At 36.8% G+C, this 18,487-nt stretch carries 21 protein-coding genes and 1 tRNA gene; 6 read left to right on the top strand and 16 right to left on the bottom strand.

Annotated features, from left to right (window positions below):
* The first annotated feature begins 1 nt into the window (after window position 1).
* Both NAF01_RS07915 and NAF01_RS07910 read left to right on the top strand, forming a co-directional pair.
* A complete protein-coding gene (locus tag NAF01_RS07915; protein ID WP_250802083.1) occupies window positions 2–1,042 on the top strand; it encodes an acyltransferase family protein in 1,041 nt (346 codons plus the stop codon).
* A 264-nt stretch (window positions 1,043–1,306) separates the two neighbouring features.
* Window positions 1,307–1,380 (top strand) — tRNA-Arg (locus NAF01_RS07910).
* A gap of 129 nt (window positions 1,381–1,509) precedes the next feature.
* On the opposite strand, the gene NAF01_RS07905 is transcribed toward NAF01_RS07910, so the two are convergent.
* The 11 genes from NAF01_RS07905 to NAF01_RS07855 form a co-directional block, all read right to left on the bottom strand.
* Window positions 1,510–2,640: a Ger(x)C family spore germination protein gene (locus NAF01_RS07905; protein ID WP_019381566.1), complete on the bottom strand. Its 1,131-nt coding sequence runs from the start codon at window positions 2,638–2,640 to the stop codon at window positions 1,510–1,512.
* Between the two features lie 14 nt (window positions 2,641–2,654).
* The gene (locus tag NAF01_RS07900) at window positions 2,655–3,737 is read right to left on the bottom strand and encodes a GerAB/ArcD/ProY family transporter (protein WP_048008052.1); all 1,083 of its coding nucleotides are present in this window, start codon (window positions 3,735–3,737) and stop codon (window positions 2,655–2,657) included.
* 37 nt (window positions 3,738–3,774) lie between these two features.
* Window positions 3,775–5,217, bottom strand: a complete 1,443-nt coding sequence (locus NAF01_RS07895; protein WP_248346786.1) for a spore germination protein — start codon at window positions 5,215–5,217, stop codon at window positions 3,775–3,777.
* A gap of 461 nt (window positions 5,218–5,678) precedes the next feature.
* The gene (locus NAF01_RS07890; RefSeq protein ID WP_248346784.1) at window positions 5,679–6,368 is read right to left on the bottom strand and encodes an N-acetylmuramoyl-L-alanine amidase; all 690 of its coding nucleotides are present in this window, start codon (window positions 6,366–6,368) and stop codon (window positions 5,679–5,681) included.
* A gap of 122 nt (window positions 6,369–6,490) precedes the next feature.
* Complete coding sequence (locus tag NAF01_RS07885; RefSeq protein ID WP_248346782.1) at window positions 6,491–6,742, bottom strand: phage holin; 252 nt, start codon at window positions 6,740–6,742, stop codon at window positions 6,491–6,493.
* A gap of 2 nt (window positions 6,743–6,744) precedes the next feature.
* The gene (locus NAF01_RS07880; RefSeq protein WP_248346781.1) at window positions 6,745–7,011 is read right to left on the bottom strand and encodes a hemolysin XhlA family protein; all 267 of its coding nucleotides are present in this window, start codon (window positions 7,009–7,011) and stop codon (window positions 6,745–6,747) included.
* A 55-nt stretch (window positions 7,012–7,066) separates the two neighbouring features.
* The gene (locus NAF01_RS07875) at window positions 7,067–7,372 is read right to left on the bottom strand and encodes a hypothetical protein (protein ID WP_248346779.1); all 306 of its coding nucleotides are present in this window, start codon (window positions 7,370–7,372) and stop codon (window positions 7,067–7,069) included.
* Between the two features lie 101 nt (window positions 7,373–7,473).
* Entirely contained in the window at window positions 7,474–9,060 is a 1,587-nt protein-coding gene (locus NAF01_RS07870) for a phage tail spike protein (RefSeq protein ID WP_250802082.1), read from the bottom strand.
* 139 nt (window positions 9,061–9,199) lie between these two features.
* Window positions 9,200–9,460, bottom strand: coding sequence for a hypothetical protein (locus tag NAF01_RS07865; protein ID WP_248346775.1), 261 nt, complete (start codon window positions 9,458–9,460; stop codon window positions 9,200–9,202).
* A gap of 94 nt (window positions 9,461–9,554) precedes the next feature.
* The gene (locus NAF01_RS07860; protein ID WP_250802081.1) at window positions 9,555–9,929 is read right to left on the bottom strand and encodes a hypothetical protein; all 375 of its coding nucleotides are present in this window, start codon (window positions 9,927–9,929) and stop codon (window positions 9,555–9,557) included.
* On the bottom strand, window positions 9,926–10,138 hold the full coding sequence (locus NAF01_RS07855; RefSeq protein WP_248346773.1) for an XtrA/YqaO family protein: 213 nt from the start codon (window positions 10,136–10,138) through the stop codon (window positions 9,926–9,928). Before NAF01_RS07855 ends, NAF01_RS07860 begins: the two co-directional genes overlap by 4 nt.
* 338 nt (window positions 10,139–10,476) lie before the next feature.
* On the opposite strand from NAF01_RS07855, the gene NAF01_RS24960 reads away from it, so the two are divergent.
* Entirely contained in the window at window positions 10,477–10,635 is a 159-nt protein-coding gene (locus tag NAF01_RS24960; RefSeq protein ID WP_083390605.1) for an aspartyl-phosphate phosphatase Spo0E family protein, read from the top strand.
* Window positions 10,636–10,759: 124 nt separating this feature from the next.
* Here the strand turns inward: NAF01_RS24960 and NAF01_RS07850 are convergent, their stop codons facing one another.
* From NAF01_RS07850 to NAF01_RS07840, 3 genes are all read right to left on the bottom strand, one after another.
* Window positions 10,760–11,443 carry a DUF421 domain-containing protein gene (locus NAF01_RS07850; RefSeq protein WP_250802080.1) on the bottom strand — a complete coding sequence of 228 codons (684 nt, stop codon included), beginning with the start codon at window positions 11,441–11,443 and terminating at the stop codon, window positions 10,760–10,762.
* 121 nt (window positions 11,444–11,564) lie between these two features.
* Window positions 11,565–13,052: a phospholipase D-like domain-containing protein gene (locus NAF01_RS07845; protein ID WP_250802079.1), complete on the bottom strand. Its 1,488-nt coding sequence runs from the start codon at window positions 13,050–13,052 to the stop codon at window positions 11,565–11,567.
* A gap of 103 nt (window positions 13,053–13,155) precedes the next feature.
* Window positions 13,156–13,293, bottom strand: coding sequence for a hypothetical protein (locus tag NAF01_RS07840; RefSeq protein WP_248346767.1), 138 nt, complete (start codon window positions 13,291–13,293; stop codon window positions 13,156–13,158).
* Between the two features lie 166 nt (window positions 13,294–13,459).
* On the opposite strand from NAF01_RS07840, the gene NAF01_RS07835 reads away from it, so the two are divergent.
* The 3 genes from NAF01_RS07835 to NAF01_RS07825 all read left to right on the top strand — a co-directional run bounded on the left by NAF01_RS07835 (window position 13,460) and on the right by NAF01_RS07825 (window position 15,741).
* The gene (locus NAF01_RS07835; protein WP_350457437.1) at window positions 13,460–14,308 is read left to right on the top strand and encodes a tyrosine-type recombinase/integrase; all 849 of its coding nucleotides are present in this window, start codon (window positions 13,460–13,462) and stop codon (window positions 14,306–14,308) included.
* A gap of 466 nt (window positions 14,309–14,774) precedes the next feature.
* Complete coding sequence (locus tag NAF01_RS07830; RefSeq protein ID WP_095244011.1) at window positions 14,775–15,533, top strand: hypothetical protein; 759 nt, start codon at window positions 14,775–14,777, stop codon at window positions 15,531–15,533.
* 19 nt (window positions 15,534–15,552) lie between these two features.
* Entirely contained in the window at window positions 15,553–15,741 is a 189-nt protein-coding gene (locus NAF01_RS07825) for a hypothetical protein (protein ID WP_095244010.1), read from the top strand.
* Between the two features lie 599 nt (window positions 15,742–16,340).
* Here the strand turns inward: NAF01_RS07825 and NAF01_RS07820 are convergent.
* Window positions 16,341–17,060 (bottom strand): LutC/YkgG family protein, encoded by a 720-nt coding sequence (locus NAF01_RS07820; RefSeq protein WP_250802077.1) that lies wholly within the window; start codon window positions 17,058–17,060, stop codon window positions 16,341–16,343.
* Complete coding sequence (locus NAF01_RS07815) at window positions 17,057–18,487, bottom strand: LutB/LldF family L-lactate oxidation iron-sulfur protein (protein ID WP_250802076.1); 1,431 nt, start codon at window positions 18,485–18,487, stop codon at window positions 17,057–17,059. The genes NAF01_RS07820 and NAF01_RS07815 overlap by 4 nt, the downstream gene beginning before the upstream one ends.

The raw sequence follows: 18,487 nt of genomic DNA, 5'->3' as shown, positions 1-18,487 counted from the left end.
TATGAAACAACGTGACTATTACTTCGACAATGCTAAGTTTATCCTGATCTTCTTTGTCGTTTTCGGGCATTTGCTCCGCTCTTTTATTGAAGATAATGAGACAATTTATACAGTATATAAAGTGATTTATACGTTCCATATGCCGGCATTTATATTGGTATCCGGTTTTTTCGCAAAAGGCTTTTATAAAAAAGGCTATATAAAGAAAATTGCCAAAAAACTTATACTGCCATATATCATTTTCCAGGTTATTTATTCCGTTTTTTATTACTTTTTATATAATAAAGGCACCTTTGAGCTGGATCCTTTTAACCCGCATTGGTCATTATGGTTCCTGATCAGCATGTTCTGCTGGAATATCATGCTTTTATTCTTCGCAAAGTATAAAGCGGTTTACTCCCTGGCAGCTACTTTTATCATAGGGCTTGCTGTCGGATATGCTGATTGGATTTCAAACTATTTAAGTTTATCAAGGACGTTTGTGTTCTTCCCTTTATTTTTATTGGGATATTATTTAAAGAAAGAGCATTTATATGCTCTATTCCAGCCGAAGTTCAGGATTAGTGCATTTGCTATTTTTGCTGTCGTCTTTATCGGCTTTTACCTTTACCCTGAAGTGGATTACAAATGGCTGCTTGGATCGAAGCCATATACAGAAATGGGGGCAGCATCCATTGGAGCAGTCTTTACGAGATTGGGCTTTTATATCCTAAGCTTGATCATGGTATTTAGCTTCTTTGCTTTTGTGCCGCGCAAACAATATTTCTTTACTAATTTAGGAAAGAATACACTTTATGTATATCTGCTTCACGGGTTCTTTGTACGGGTATTCAGAGAAAGTGAAGTACAGGGTTTCTTCACTAAACCGGAAAACTTTCTGCTGCTTGCCGGTATATCGCTGCTGCTGACCTTGCTTCTCTCAAGCAAACTGATTACATCATTTGCACAGCCTATCATTGAACTGAAGACATCACAGCTTAAGAAGCTGAAAGATAGATCAAGGGCATATGCGAGATTTTATCGTAAAAAACTTACAAGTTAGATCAGAAACCGGTCATGTATTAATGGCCGGTTTTATCTTTAAGCATAACCATTGACCATTTTTGATTATGGGATTATAATAAGTAACTGTGTTACCAATTTAATTATGCCATCATGTCTCAGTAGCTCAGCTAAGCGTAAACTTCCCTGAAATACATCCCTGCAGCTTTGTTTCGACGCATTTGCTCCTTGTATAGGCATGCAGAGAAAGAAACAGGATATGCCAATCATATTTGTATTGCAAACAATTTAATTATTCCAACATGTCTCAGTAGCTCAGCTGGATAGAGCGACAGCCTCCTAAGCTGTAGGTCGTGAGTTCGAATCTCGCCTGGGACGCTACAAAAGAAAAGCGCAAAACCCTTTTATATCAAGGGTTTTGCTTTTTTTATTTTATTCAATTTGAGTAGTCATAAACCTTTGAATTCCAAGTTTGGGGTCGATTTGGGGTCGGAACGAAATTTTTTCCTAATTAACTGCTCCAGGCCGCTTAATTTCTACAGTTATATTTGGCTTTATCTTTAGTGCAGAATACTTCTCACTTAATTCTCCATTGCTTAAATGAGAATATTTCCTTAAACTTTTTATTTTTCTTCCAATTCCTATGGGATCTGTTTCTAAGATTTTTAATTCCTCAAGAATTTTCTCGAATTCATTTTTAAGTTCTTCACCAATCAAGCGCTCTAATTTTCTTGTTGATTCTTTATCAATTATGGAAGCGGATGGCTGAGTTTCTAATATTGAAACTGAAATAGACGCGTTTAAGTTTACTATTTCATTATTAACTACCTCAATTTTCCCGTGATAATTGATAGGGTGTAAGGTAATTTTATACTTTTCATTTTCTGCATTCTCAGAGATAAGTACTCCAGTTTTCTCTAATTTATCAGAAGGTATCGTTAAGGTTAAATCCCCTAAGAAAGCATTTTTGTTAGTGAATAATTTTATGTAGAAGGTTTTGATTAAAGAAATAGAACCAACCATTTTATCATCCCTGAATAATGCTACTGCTTCTATAAAAGGTGCTTCACCTTTAATATTTTTTATAATAGGCAGCGTAGGATCAATGCCACTCTCATATAATGCGGAAACAAAGTCATGCAAGTTAGAGTTTATTAACATTTCTTTTTTCTCATGTTTGTCCAGTAACTGATACATATAGGAACCCATTTCAGGAAACTCTTCATATTCTTTACTATTTATCGTTTCCTCCGATTTGTCTGTGATCGCTAAGAATATGAGGGGATTTATGCTGGTGTCTCTTAGCATCGTATCAAGAAATGAAAATATCCCTTCCTCAGCCATTTTTTTATCAAATAAGATGGTTCTTAATTGTCCAGAGGAAATGTCATGGCTTGTTTGCTGCTCCAGCCTTTGTCGAATTTCTTTACTGGTAGAACCCTCAGCAGAAATGGTAGTACTTGTCTTTCCCTGTGAACCGTCAAATTGCAAAAGACTTATTGTGCCTTTGTAAGTCTCATCATCCAGTAAGTCAAAACCAAGAATAGTTGAAATACCCTGCATCTCGATTATTTTGCTTGGAGGGACACATGAAGTACAGATAAGGGTACAAACCAAAATAAAGAATCTTAATTTCATTATTTCAACTCCCCTTATGAACGACCAACGATTTTTGATTTAATGGTAATGATGCCATATAAAACTACAGGGTATACAAACCATAAATAAAATCCAATTTGAGCAACTTTATCTATAAAATAATCATTATCAACTCTTTTGGTGATAAAAAAACTGCAGATAAAAATGATAATTGAAATTATCCATATTCCATATTTCTGCTTTATGCGAAAAATCTGTTTAACACCATTGGAAGATAAAAATAACGATATACACAAGTTAGGAAAAATTACGATTATCCATATTGAAACTACTATAAATTCAAAGCGCTCAATAAACGGAAAACGCATAGTACTGATAATGCTGACAAATGGCCAGATATTTAACTCTAATTCTTTTGAGCTAAAAAACAATATAGAGAAAATGGTAATGATTAAAACAAGAAATGTTGTAAACCATATTGCCAGTTGACTGTATAAGTGGACTTTTTTTTTCTCCTTGAAAAATGGAAAAAGAAAAAGTAACGCCTCGAAGCCCAACATTGTATAGCTACTTTTGTAGACTCCATTCATAATTTCAGTCGGACTAGTCGATAAAATGGGTAATATTCTATCGAGATTTAAACTTTGAAGAGGTTGATACAATACGAATAACATCCATATGACAATAATAAAAGATAAAAAACAAATACCAGCAACAACTCTGAATCCGCCAGACACACCATAAATTGTTATCAAAACTAATGACAGGACACCGACCCATTCATAGAGACCTTCATAACCCCACGTAAGTGATAGTTCAACATAACTTATGGTGATTGAATAATGAACTGCCATAAAGTAAACGACAATTACGACATTAATGATGCTGCCAAACATACGTCCAAATAAATTTTCATGTATTTCAAATAGCGTACGATTTTCATTCTGTTTAAGTATGGATATCATTATCCAAGTTATAAAGCTAATTGCTATACCAGACAGTAAAACCGAAATCCAGGCATCTTTCTTAGATTCTAAGTACACGATTCTTGGAGCTCCAAGGATACCCATACCAAATTGAGATGTGTGTATAATAAAAAAGGCCATAAAGGCATTGACAATGGCATTTGACTTCATTTTCCACCTCAAATTTCATGTGAATTTGAACTTTTTATTACCTCTCCCTTATTCGAATTGTATCTTTTGGGCGATTGACTACAGGGCGTTTGGTATAAAAATGGTGGGGGAGCCGAAATAGAAAGTATTTTAAATCCTCCTTTCTGAACGGATATAATGGCGCAAGATAGGGCTTATTTAAAGACGTTAGCTTTAACAAATGAACCATTAGTATACAAACACTAATCATAATCCCATTCAAACCCCATAAACCAGCCAAAATAATACATGGAAATCTTGCTATCCGAATCGCAGTACCCATTTCATAAATAGGAGCCAGAAAAGCCCCTAGTGCACTGAAGGCAACTATAATAATTAAAATATTACTTGTTAATCCTGCCTCAACTGTAGCTTGGCCTACAACAATTCCTCCAACAATCCCCATTGTTTGACCTACTTTAGAAGGGAGTCGTGCACCAGCTTCTCTAAGTAATTCAATTAATAATTCAAGTAAAAGAGCTTCTAATAAAGGTGGAAAAGGAACTTGTGAGCGCGATTGTCCTATTATTATCAACAATTTAGAAGGTATCAGTTCAAAATGATAGGTCATTGTAGCCACATAGAATGCAGTTAAAAATAAAGATACTATCATAGCAAAAATTCGAGTAAATCGTATAAATGTACTTAGCGACCACCTTAAATAGATATCTTCTGTTGATTCAAAGAACGAAAAAAAGTTAGCTGGCCCAATAATAGCTACTGGACTGCCATCCATAAATACACCAATTCGCCCGTTCAAAATCGAGTAAATAAATCGATCGGGTAATTCTGTTAAAAGAAGCTGCGGAAAAAATGAGTAGTGATCGTCTTCTAGGCATTGCGCTAAAACTGAACTATCATTAATATTATCTGGCTTTATTTTTTCTAATCTTTCTTTAAGGTTATTTAGTGTTTCATCATTTGCTATATCTTTTATATATACGATTCTTACTTCCTTCTTAACACGTTCCCCAATCGTTAAGCTATCAGTACACAAATTATAATCATTAAGGTTTTGCCTGATAATCTTGATATTTGATGACAATGACTCTGTAAAGGATATCTTAGGTCCATATACTAATGATTCTGTTTCTGCCTTCTCAATGGATCTTTCAAGAGTATTATTGCAATTTACTATAAAACCTTTTTTCTCATTCAAGAAATAAATATAAGAAAATCCTTTTAAAAGAGATAAGATGAACTCATTCTTTTCGATTTCAGTTTTTATTTCCTCAATTGGTATGTTATTAACCAAATAAGTGTAATTTAAGTGTTTTTCTGGAATTGATTGCATGTATTTAATAACATATTCATTTAGGACTTCCTGATTAATTAAATTCTTCATAAAAACGATTTGAATAGTTTGCCTTCCCAATTCCATTTTTCTACACATCAAATCTGGCGAGTCATTAAGCACGGTTCTTATTTCCTGATAATCTAGGAAGACATTTTTGCTTTTCATTTGTGACCTACCCTTTAATCATTTCTTTTAGTTTTTGTTTCAGGGAAGAATTTATACGCAACAATAGAAAACTTGGGTTAAAATATTGATATTATTAGAAATTTTTCACAAATTAGACACAAGGGCTTTTCTCCTATACAGCTAATGTACAGAATGAAGGGGAGTGTTTAATATGAGAATATACGATAATAATGGTTACATGATTCCACATTGTAATCTATGTATGGAAGAACTAAAGTTAGGTGAAAAAGTTATTATGGATTCGTTATTATGGATTCAATGTACTACCTTACTCATCTTCCTTGTGAGCATTTAAATCACTTTCCAAAGTTAGATCAAGGGGAATTTTCTGAGGTTGTAAGGTAGAAACTTTCGCTATTTCCCTAATTTCGTTAAACAATTTAATGAAACAGGAGTTTATAAGAGAAAGACCCCTCTCGAATGAGAAAGGTTATTTCAATCTATTTCACTCGAAGTACTTGTCCTACATAAATAGTGTAATTATCATCAAGGTTATTCCAATCTTTAATTTGCTGTACAGTGCTACCGTAAGTCCTACTTAAGGAATAAACAGTATCACCAGAAACAACAGTGTGATAAACTGCTGCACTTTTCTTCGGAAGGTTAAAACTCTTCACAATTCCATTTACATGGCCACGGGCAAGATTTTCAATGAAAGTACTTGATTTTAATTTAGTAGCATCATTAGTATTGTCAATAAAACCATTTTCCGTTAAAAGTGCTGGCATGCTTGTTTCCCGTAGTACATGGAAATTTGCTTGCTTTTTGCCTCTATCATAGAAGTCAACCAACTTAATTACTTCAGCATGGATATTATTTTGATATGTGGTTGTTGGCGCCCATACACCTGGGTAAACATAGTCTTCATAGCCAGTTCCTCCACCTGCATTAATGTGGACTGACAGGAAGAAATCAGCCCCCCATGCATTGGCAGCATTTGTACGTTCAGATAAGGAAACAGTTTGATCTCCTTTACGGCTCATATGAATTGAAACATTATCATATTCAAGGGTTAAAATATTTTTAATGCGAGTTGCAATCTGTAATGTTAAATTCTTTTCTTGAAGTCCATTACCTACTGCGCCTGGATCTGATCCACCATGACCTGGATCGATAAATATTTTTACCATGTTCAATCACCTCTAATTTTTTTTTTACTTAAACGAAATTAGCTGCATTTTCTACCTCCCTTTTCCCTTACATAACAATCATTCAATTTCAATACATAAGAAAAAGCCACCCACTGGGCAGCTTATTTCTTAATCAAGCCTTGTGCTTGCAGCGCCTTTTTCTGTTGTTTTGCTTTTTTGCTGGCATATGTGTTTTTCCATACTGTCCAGGCATTTACCGCAATGAAAATAGTCAATAAAATGAAGTTAGCAATTTCACTGGCAAAGGGAGTTATGTCTACACTGAAAACAGCCTTTAATCCTAGGGCAAATAAAGAAAGCCACCCGCTTAAAAGGATGGCCCAATCTTTCCACGTTTTCGGTTGTTCGTACATTTTTAGCTTCCTCCCATCTTAATTGCTGCATAAAAAATAGCCACAGCTCCACCGACTAATGCCACAATGAGCGCATTTGTAATCGATCGCCGTAACCATTTTGTGTCATCTTTAATTTCCCTGAGTGTGTCTTTTATATCTTTAATGTCTCTTTCATGAAAGTCTGTGATTCTTCTTAATTCATTAATTTCACTTTGTTGCTTTTCGTCGTTCTCCTTCAATTCAGCTAAATCATTTTGGATTTTCTGTTTCCCAGATATCCACTGCATCGGCCTCCTGTGACACTCATCATCCCCCCTTAAAGGAAAGTAAAAAAGCCATGCCTTACGTAAGACCTACAAAATCTTCTCGAATCTCTCGTATTAATAACCTTAAATAATATCGCTGGATTTCTTCTTCAACAGGCAATTCTCCTGTTTCAAAAGTTTCATCAGTATCATTGACTGGAATGTTCATATTGAAAACTTCAATACTTTTACATTCTGGGTTTGGACATACCACAGCAAGATTTTCATACTCTTCAAATTCAGCAATGTATTGCTTATTTACTCCAGTAACATCTATGTTGTTTTCAAATCCACATGTTTTACATTGGATAGTCAAATTTTTGTCTATCAATTTTTTTATCAAATTTTTCACTCCTTATGCTTGATAGGTTCCGCGCCAATAATAGTAGCCTCCATCAACACCATTCCCATTAACATACAGCCAAAATCCGTCTGGCGTTATATTTATCGTTGTAGGCGATGCATTGCTTGATGTTGCTGAAAGTGTGATTGATGAAGGTGTATAGGTTTTTTTACTTTAAAATTAACTCCTGTTCCAGCGACAGCAGTCGTTATTCCGGCAGAATCCATTCCCCCGACACCGCAAAAACCTTGTTCTGGCACGCTTTGCTTTGGTTGTTTAGAATTGATAAAAAGTTGTGTATCTCCTTGGAGTCTTAACGTGCTAGCATATACATCAAAAATACTTGTATATAAAGAAATAAGATTGTTGCATATTATATCTAACTTCAGGTATGTTCCGACAATCCTTGTATCAAAACCGCCACCTAGTGCAGGATCATAAAAAATAACTCCCTTTTCATTGACTCGATCCTCAAAGGCATGTTGCAGATAAACGTTTTGACCTACTTTTACATCTGTTGAAACGTCAATACTACTCCCACCGACTAGATCACCTGCAATTTGCAGCTTTCCTAATGTATCTACAAAGAAAACATCTTGCCATGCGGATAGTACATCATCCCGGCGTTGTATTTTAATTCCGTCTGTTGCACTTTCCACAACCCGAACCAAGTTGTCTGACCGGGTAATTGTCACCCCGTTTGCATCGTCAAAATTCCAACCGTTAGTATAAGCAACTCCCTTTTGAATTGCATTGTTTGCATTCTGCTCTATTGTAGCAGCAGGTGTAGAACCTACATTTTCGGTATTTTTTGCAGTATTATCCCCAGTAACATCAGCACCAGCTTGTGCAGGCTTCAGGCTTTCTACTGTATTTCCATCTGTATAGGTTATTTCATTTGCACCCGGAACCCTCTCCCATTCCTTTTCTTTTTTTAAAAGAACAGATTGCAGCATTTTTATATTTTCATCAGCATTTGAAACAGCAGGAAGGAATTGTCCCAGGACAACTTTGTCATTTTCAGGATTAGTAAAGGATCTTGTCATTTCAAGAACTCGAGCTTTAAGCATTAATGCAGGCTTAAAAGAAAGATCCTGAACAAGAACCGTGTCACCAATCCGAATTTTTTCATGCTCATACCCTTCAACGTTTTCAAGAAGGGCAACAAGCACTTCATAGTTCATTACCCCATTCTTGATTTCCTGAAGTTTTTCCCAAGTTCTATCTAGAAGGACCCCAGGCTGATCAGTATCATATTCAAAAGTTCCGAATAAATGTTTTAGATTTCCGTTTTTATCCCTATGCCCCCATCTTTGCAGGGATTCAGGATCACCAACCCAATCTTGACCAGCTGGCTTGTCAAAAGCATCACCGGAAGCCTTTGATCTTACTTCATTTGAAAAGTTTAATGTCAGCCCGGTTTCATTCCCTTTTCCAACACCGATCAGGGCCGTAAATACAGTCGATCTATCGGCAATTCTTCTAACACCAACAAGGTCTTTTTCATAGGTGAAGGTTTTCCCGGCATCTTCACCTCGTTTTATAAGAAGATCTGCAAACCTTCCTGAAATCTTCCCATTATGCATCTCTACCCTGAAACGAAGTTCACCGCCAAAGGCATCTTTTATTTCATGAAGGAAAGCAAGAGAAGTGATATGACTATCAAAAAATCTTTTGTGCCAAACCATTCCACAATTCCTACTTCCCAACGTGTGTCGAGTAAGGCATCATTCATGGCACCTTCTGCTGTTCTTCCAAAGAATGAAGAAGGCCTAATGATCGTTTTATTCAGTTCCTCCCAACCATATTCAGCATAAATATATTTCTTCAAACCTTGGTCATCACGGTATCTTCTATCCTTGAAATTTGAAATAAAAGAAGATGATCATCTAAGCCTTTTCGGATTAGATAACCATCTTCAACAAGGTATTCAGAATCAGGGTGATCAGCAGGAACTTCAAATTCGTATGCAAGGTATCCATCATTCAAGCGTTCAGTCATAATATCATTGAAAAATAGGCAAGCATCTGGAACATCATTGTTTAAAGATGCTACCACATTTTCTGCATTGTCTAAAATAAAGATCATGGTTTAAATCCACCTTTCCACAAATTCCGCTTGAATCGCTGTATTGGCTTCATCTGTTGTCCTGCTTGTTACTTGAGTAGTTCCAGGAAATAGCTTAAAGAACTTTTAACATATTGAAGAATGTATTCTCAAATTGTTGCTTTTTCATCGTTTGATTTGTTACTTCGTATTCTTCTCTTGTTTTTCTAACTTCTTCTCTTTGTAAGGCTAGCTCTTCTTTTTGCATTACAATTGCTGCTATAACAAAGATAATACTCGCTAGAGATAGTAGACCTACTGTCGTTCCACCGAAAAAGTCACCTACTACTCCCAACTTATCAAATTGATCGTAGCTAATATTCCACCCTGTTTTAACTAGTATTGTAAAAGGTGTGGCTATTGCTGTTATAGCAAAAACAGCACCAATAATTATGACTATATTTTCTTTTCTGCTAAGCCATAATCTAATTTTTTTTAGTAGTCCAATCAAAAATCTTCCCCCTCATCAAACTTGACCCTCTTTACTTTGCCCTGATGTGTAATAATCTCCGTTTCACCATGCGCAGGCAACTCCGTTAATCGAGCTTTTCCCTCACACACCACCACAGCAAAGCTTCCTTTTTGTTCCATTATATCTATTTCCAGTCTGTTTGTCCTAGGGTTTATTTCGATTGTTTTTAGCCTGGCAGCTTCTTTCATTCAGATTCCCTCCCATGATATAATTTAAGCGGCTGGGCTGGGAGAAATCCTGGCTTTTTTGCATCTCTTCTCTACTTCTTTTATCAAAAAAATTCACTGAAAGTTCACTTTTTTACATCGAGAGGTATTTTATAATTAAGTAGATGTTATACTCCATCTCGCTGGACCCATGAGTTAACCGCCGGACCCAACTCATGGGTTTTACTATTTTTACTGAATCTTTCTTTGTCCCCGCAATACTTTTGCCGTTTATTGTGAGGTTTTGTCGAAATCATTAAATATTTATCCTTTATCTGCAATAATAGTTTCTGACTTTTATCATTTAAAGGAGCAAAATAATGTGTCGTTTCTGCCGAGAGCTTAGAAAAAAGATTAAATTTTATAGAAAAGTGCTTATTGAAACCGGATTAAGAAAAGGGTTAGATGACCCTGAAACTATAAGAAACAGTCAATCTCTTGATAAATTAATTTTCAAGTATCAATCAAAATGCAGATAACATTTTAAATTTCAAATAAGAGTCGAGATACATATTCTCTGTTTCATTTTTTATAAAAACACTAAATGAATATTTAAAATCCAAATGCCCATTCACAAACATATGATAATACCATAATAAAATTTTAAAATGGACTAATATGAATTCCTTCATTCTCTCGCCAATCTGCGTAGAGTATACGTTTAACATTATCATAGCCATTGGTAGTTAATTGATTATCTAACCACTGTTGATCAAATCCGAGTTCATGTAAATTATCCCTTAATACTTCCCCATCTATAATTAACGCTGTTGGGAGGTATACTGAACTTTCTAGAAGACTGAGATCTTGCTTGTCTGGTTTTTGATACTTCGATTGTAATAATATACTTATTTGCCCATTAGCTTCCAATATACCGTATTTGACTTCGCGAACAGAAAAAACCTGATTTTGTCGAAGTATACTTAATACTTGATTTACATCCAATTTGTTCTTTTTAAGTAACTTTCTATCCATTACACCATCCCGAATAATGATGTTAGGATCGCCCAATAAGAGAGAACGTGTCGATTTATTTTTTAGAGTCAAGAACTCTATCCCCAACATGAGAAGCGTCCACAATCCGATGGCATATAAAAAGTGAAAAATCCCTACCTTATTTTCATAAATGGTATTTCCTAAAAAATCTCCAAGCACTAATACAAAAACTAAATGAAACGGGGTTAACTGAGAGATAGATGTTCTACCTGTTATGATAATGATAAAAAATAAGGTGACAAAACCTACTATGACTTTGATTGTCAGTAAACCCAAAAAAACTTCACTCAAAGTTTATTCCTCCATTTTATATTTCACTCGATTTCAAAAAACCTCATGTTTTAAAATATTTATATTACAACATGCAAGCTAAATTAAAATCAGAAAGATAAAAAATACCGGTTTTTTCAACTTATAATAATGGAGAAAACAGGCGGGCACTCTGTTCAACAATCCGCTCGGTCAGGGGTCGTTCCAGCAAGTCTTCAATATTTAATGGAATAGAGTCAATTAGATCACGTTCGAACTGATCTGTGAGTTCCCTCGCCACATCTGCACTGTACAAGACTTGACATACCTCATAATTCAGGCGAAAACTTCTCATATCATAGTTTGCTGAGCCTACGGCAGCAATCTCCTCATCTATAGTCAACACCTTGGTATGAATCATTCCTTTGTCGTACTGGTAGATTTGTACACCGGCTTCTAAAAGTTCCCCATAATAAGTACGACTTGCAAATCCCACGATTTTTTGATTATTGTGGCGAGGAACCAGCAATCTTACGCTCACACCTCGAGCTACCGCTGTCTTTAATGCCATGATAATATCTGTTTCCGGTACAAAATAGGGTGTTGTTATATCAATAGTCTTAGTCGCCTGTGTTATACATATAAAGTAAGTCTGACGAATAAATGGGGTAGGAATTCCAGGGTTTCCTTCCAACGTATGGATATACGCTTTTTGCAATGTCCTTGTTTTTGGCGATATGTCTATCTCATTATAATCTAGGGTGCTCAACTCTGATCCCAATTCGGCTGACCATCTGACATGATCTTCTCTGCCGATTGGATTGATTACATCAGACTTTGTTTTCGGGTTAGTTTTTGATTTTATTTTTTCCGGCACTGCCATAGTCCAATGAACATCAAAGACAGTCTGTAAATCGACCAATGCATCTCCTATGATTTGCAAGTGGGTATCCCGCCAGAAGCCAACGTCAGGCTTCAATCCTGTATATTCATATCCTACGTTCATGCATCCAGTAAAAGCTACTTTTTCGTCAATTGTGACAATTCTACAATGATCCCGATAATTCCAATAAGAAAAGATCCAAGGAAATCGTAAAGGAAATATTGTACGGCATTCTACCCCTGCTTCGACCATCTGTCGGATTTTTTCACGCGGAAATTTATAACTCCCCAAACCATCTCTCATAAAACGAACCCGCACTCCGTTTACTGCTTTTTCGATTAGCAGTTCCGTGATGCTACTACCAATTTGGTCATTCCTAAATATGAAATATTCCAGATCAATCGTTTTTTGGGCTTTTTGGAGAGATTCAATGAGTTGTTCATATTTTGCTATTCCATTGTCAAATACTTGGACTTGGCCCGTTCGTAGCCCATTCACAGTGAAGTGCCGTAAAGCATCGGCGATTACCGATGCTGAATCACCAAATGTATCAGGTAATTTATTAGATTCACTTTTAGAAGAGGTCAATCTTTTCCGATGAATAAACTTAGGATTTGATATGCTAAGGTAAGGCAAGAAACCAATGATAGGAAAAAGAAGGACGATTATTATCCAATTCAAAACCTTGGCAGGCCTACGCACATCCCGAATTGCTATGATTAAGATAAAAAACGTATTTATCAGGTATAGATAAAAAATCCATTCCAACTAAAAATCCTCCCTTGTTTTTCTCTTAACATTTACAAAAAATGTAGGGAGTATACTTTTAGAATTCGAAAGAATACCTAGTTTACTCTTTTGCTTCCTTGTCTTACTCTTCCAGCCACCTATTTATCTTGGCAACAAACAAATCTAATCCTTCCCTTTCATCAAGATGAAATGCTACACCATAGAAATCAGGTCCCTGATAATGACAAACGCCCTTGTATTTCTCATGCTTTCGGATCATCGTCAAACCAATCTGGCAGCATTTCCGTGCGAATTGGTTTGGATCGCATAACCTTTATAACCCAGCTGAAACTGGGCAGCCTTATATCCCTTCTTTGAATCATAAAATGCAACTACGCTAGATAGGCGCTAGCTGTCTTACATTCCAAAACAGCTGATTCTCCAACATAGGAGATATCAAAACTATTCATGTTGTAAATTTTATCAATGACCTTAAAAAGAATGGCCAGCGTCTTGACGGTAAGACCGGGAAACTTTCAGCATCTTCTGTACTGAACTGCTATAAGGCATTTAACACTGTCCTCTCATGCGCATATAAATGGAAGCTAATTAAAGAAAACCCTCCTATTGGCGCAAAGCCACCTAATGGAAAAGCAAAAAAATCAGAGGTTTATTCAAAGGAAGAATTAAGCCAGTTAATGCAGCTGCTTGATGATAAGCCCCTATTTTGGAAAACACTTATCCTCCTAGCTGTTTCGACTGGAGCCAGAGAAGGTGAAATTGCTGGACTTGAATGGAAACATGTTGACTTTGAAAAAGGAACTATTCGAATCGAGCAAGCTATTACAGAGATTAAAGGCAAAGGCGTACAAATAAAAGGAACCAAAACAGGAAAAGACCGAACAGTTAGTGTCCCAGAGAAATTACTTGAAGTGTTAAAGAAACTAGAGCTAACTAGCCGACAGGATAAATGGAAAGTACGTGACCTCTCGGAATGGCCCGATCACTTTTTCATCTTTGGAAATGAATTCGGAAAGCCTATCCGTCCAGACAGTATCGGTCAGTGGTGGCGGAGATTTACTAAAAAACATAACTTTAAGCATATACGCTTTCACGACCTCAGGCACACCTCTGCTACTCTCCTAATTAATGAAGGAGTTCATGCAAAGGTAATTAGTGAACGATTGGGGCATGCTGATATTTCGACCACCATGAACATTTATGGCCACGTATTGGAAGAGGCAGATAAAACAGCAGCAAGTCACTTTGACGAATTTTTCGAAAAGAAAGCATAGGAAATAAATAGAAGTATTACAAATGTATGTAAATAAATAAGGCATTAATCCTATTTGGCATTAATCAAAGATGGATTAATGCTTTATTATCAAACTAATGCGGCGGTTTAGTTTAATAATAAATTGCCAAATTTAGTTTACATTTTGCGTAAGCTGTCCCCTAAAGTAAATGTTTCCATCCGAAAGATATGCTTCCCACAACTTAAATGATAATTTTTCATGTAAAAAAACAACAGAAACGTAGCCTATAGCAACTGTAGGATTACACCTATATAACTTTTATTTAAATTACAAAAAAAGGAATAAATTGAAAATTTAGGTGATACCTTTAGAAATTTCATTCGTCTAATTGGTAGAAAAGGAAAAGGAGGTTAAATTAGGAAATTTTAACTTTATTAGTATCTAATTCTTTTGATTGATTGTAGAGTGTTATTTTTTGGAATATAATTCAAGGAGGATTTAAATTTTGAAAAAAACAAAAGCTTTTTTATGTGCCCTTTCTTTATCTTTGGCGTTTTCCCCCATTGGAGCAAACTTTGCATCTGCAGAAAATCCTCATGCACAATCGAAAGGTGTTACTTTAAATCATGATAATGGGCCACACGACTTTTCATTTAAACATGAGGGAATAGATTATAAGGTAAAGAGTGTTCATGATGATAAATTTATTACCACGACTATTCAAGACGACAAGGGATATCAAGAGTTCGAAACCAACAAGTCCAACGGATACGTAAGCGTTTCCAGCGATTACCTTAGTGAAGAAGAAATTAAGGATTTAGAGAAATCTACCAATAGTATGGTTGTTGAGGTGGATGGTAAGGAAATCAATGGTTTTGTCACAAAAGGGCATGCCCCAACCCCAACTAATAATAACCAAGTCCAAACAGAAACAATTGGGATACAAGCAATTAAAGGATCCTGGGTTTGGTCTAAGTGGAGTAACCTTACTGTTACAGTAGAAGGTAAAATGACAGTCGCTGCAATAACAGCTTATCTATTAAATCTTATTCCCTATGTCGGAAGTTTAGCAGCTCTTTTTGCAGGATTAATGGTTACTTGGAATATGAAAGTTGGATATTTTAAAAGAAGAGGTGCTACAGCTGCTGATACTGATCCAAATTATCTATGGAGTAAAATACAATTAAATTTATATACAAATAGCTCCCGAACAACATTAGTAAAATCTGAAACAGGTGAACCTTATAGAGTGCGGGTATATTAAAAGCTAGGAGGGATTAGATATGTCATATTATAGATGGCATTACATTGGTTGGTTAATTTTTGGTTTAACTCTTATTTTTTCTTATTTCATAGTTCCACGTGAACATGGTTTTAATGCTATTATCATTTTAACTGCTTTATTCGCAATCTATGACTTCTTGGTAATGTTTATGGCAAAAAGACGGGGAAACAATAATAGTAAACCATAATGCCACGAGAAAAATAGGTTAGCTGCTATATCCCTCTTCACTTTCCTATTGAGAATAAAACTTCTCAATATTAGCGTTTATACTAGACTCTGAAATTGTGGGAAAAGGTATACTGCGCTTATAGTTAGTATAGTGTTTTGAATTAAATAATATAAGCCCTTCTCCAACTTGAGAGGGGCTTTAAATATTTTTCTGAGTCTATCTCAATACTAAACAGATGTAGGGATCTTTGATTAAAACCTTAATTTAATACTAATTAATAGCTAAGATTATTAATATATACTCAAACAAATGATGTTTTAATTTAGTGCAGAGTGTTTTATAACCCTTAGGTACAAATTTAATTTGGAGTCGTTGGGGTCGATATGGGGTCGAAACTCATCATTAAGCTCCAAATTCTAACCAACTCAATCCTGTTCACAGTTCAAAAATGTTAATTTATCAAGAGTTTGTCCAAGTCCTTCAATGTTGTTCCTTATAAGTAAGCCCGCCTCCTAAGCTGTAGGTCGTGAGTTCGAATCTCGCCTGGGACGCTACAAAAAAACGCCAACAAAAGTTTGGCGTTTTTTCTCGTTCTTATGATGCCAGGTGCTCACGCATTATAAATCATCTATAACAATATAAGCAGCCTTAACAGGCCCATGGACTCCCACAACGAGGTTCATCTCAATATCTGCTGAATTGCTTGGTCCGGTTATGAAATTAATGCATGAAGGAGCCAGCTCCCCTCTGCTCACTCTTTCCCTGATGATCCTTGCAGCCTGTGTCATGCGCGGAACCAGGGTGCTTTTCGGAATAAGGATAATGGAAGCAGCAGGCAGAAAACTGACTGACCGTCCATGGTCTCTGCTGCTGAACAGGACGGCTGTTCCGGATTCAGCCAGAGTAATTTCACTGATGGTGATGCCGATATTGGCCTTTTCTGTGTAATCAACATTAATTTTTCCAGCAGAATAATCCCATTCATATACTTCCACATTCGCTTTTGGCCAAATTTCCTCAAATAGCTGCGTAAGCCCAAACTGTCTATAACGGTCATCCTTCCAGGTCACAACTGGACCGCCTCCGTACAGGGCTGCAATCTCTTTAAGAGTATCCGGCAAATTGGCGGCTTTTGTTACAATAAGGTCAGTGTGAATTTTCGTGCACTGTGTTTTTAAAGCTTCAAGAAGCTCATCTGCATCTGCTTCTTTAAAGATGGAACCTTGAGGATTATAGCTCCACTTTGGCCTTTCAGCTCCGGAAATTCTCTTTTCCCTTCCCAGTCTGCCTGCAATTTTATTTAAAAAAGCGTCCCGATTCTGAATAGTTCCGTTCACTGCTGTCCTCCTCCTTTTGGCCGGTTATTGAACCAATCACGAAATCTTTCTTTATTAGGAGCTGGAAAATCCCTGATTTCTGTCCATGCCTTTAAAGGGCCGGGCCCCTTTGTAATTTTGTCGCCTGCTGTAAATGGATTCATGGCTGCCGGTGCCAGTTTAGATCCCAATTTATAAAGGGAAGGTGAAGCTGCCCCCAGTCCAAAGGCCTTCATCGTCATCTTTTCCGATATTGGAGCCCTTCCTTCTTTTTCGACAATTACCTGCCGGTGTTTGTGAAGCAGCTCATGCAGAGGGATTTTGACTGGACATGCTTCTGTACAGGCCCCGCAAAGGGTTGATGCATAAGGCAATTCTTTATAATCATCATAGCCGCCTAAAAGCGGTGACAGAACCGCTCCGATCGGGCCTGAATAAATCGATCCGTAGGAATGGCCTCCTACATGCCTGTATACGGGACAAACATTCACACAAGCGGCGCAGCGGATACATTGCAGAATGGATTGAAACTCCCCTCCTAATATCGATGAGCGGCCATTGTCTACAATGACAAGGTGGAATTCCTCGGGTCCATCAACATCAAGTTCTTCTTTTGGACCAGTCAAAACAGTTATATAACTCGTTAGCTTTTGTCCAACCGCGCTTCTGGTCAGCATGCTGACTAACACTTCCATTTCCTCGTAAGTCGGGACCAGCCTTTCCATGCCCATTACCGTAATTTGTGTCTTAGGCAAGGCAGTGACAAGATCTGCATTGCCTTCATTAGTCACTAATGTAATTGAACCTGTTTCAGCCACAGCGAAGTTGCAGCCCGTAATGCCAACATCAGCGGTTAAGTATTCGTGGCGAAGCATTTCTCTCGCATGCCAAGCAAGCTCTTCCGGCTTTTCTGTGTTCTGATAGCTAAGTTTTTCTGCAAAAACATCCCGAATCTGCTCTTTATTCTTATGAAGGGCAGGCGCCACAATATGTGACGGGGGATCATGGTCGTCCACCTGAAGAATGTATTCCCCCAAATCTGTTTCAATGACCTGGCACCCCGCCTCTTCCAATGTGGCATTTAAGTGGATCTCTTCGGTTACCATTGATTTTGATTTAACCACTTTTCTTGCATTCTTCTTTTCAATTACTTCCCGTATATATGCAGAGGCTTCTCCAGCAGTTTCAGCAAAGTAAACGTGCCCTCCCCTTTTAGCCACACTTTCGCTGAGCTGGTATAAGTAAAAATCAAGATTTTCAAGTACATGCTGGCGAATTTCTTCTGATAGCGAACGCCATTCTTCCCAATTTCCAAGTTCTGCGGCAGCATCAAGTCTTCTAGTCTGAAGCCTTTCCTGTGCACCTGACACTGCCCCTCTCATAAAGGAATTGTTTATTCCGGAATCTACACGATCCTTAAAGTCGTTTGTTCCTATTTTCATAGCCAT

This window comes from Cytobacillus firmus (assembly GCF_023657595.1).
Classification (GTDB): domain Bacteria; phylum Bacillota; class Bacilli; order Bacillales; family Cytobacillaceae; genus Cytobacillus; species Cytobacillus firmus_B.
The sequence above is the reverse complement of the archived record's forward strand: the minus strand, read 5'-3'. Positions and strand labels throughout refer to the sequence as shown.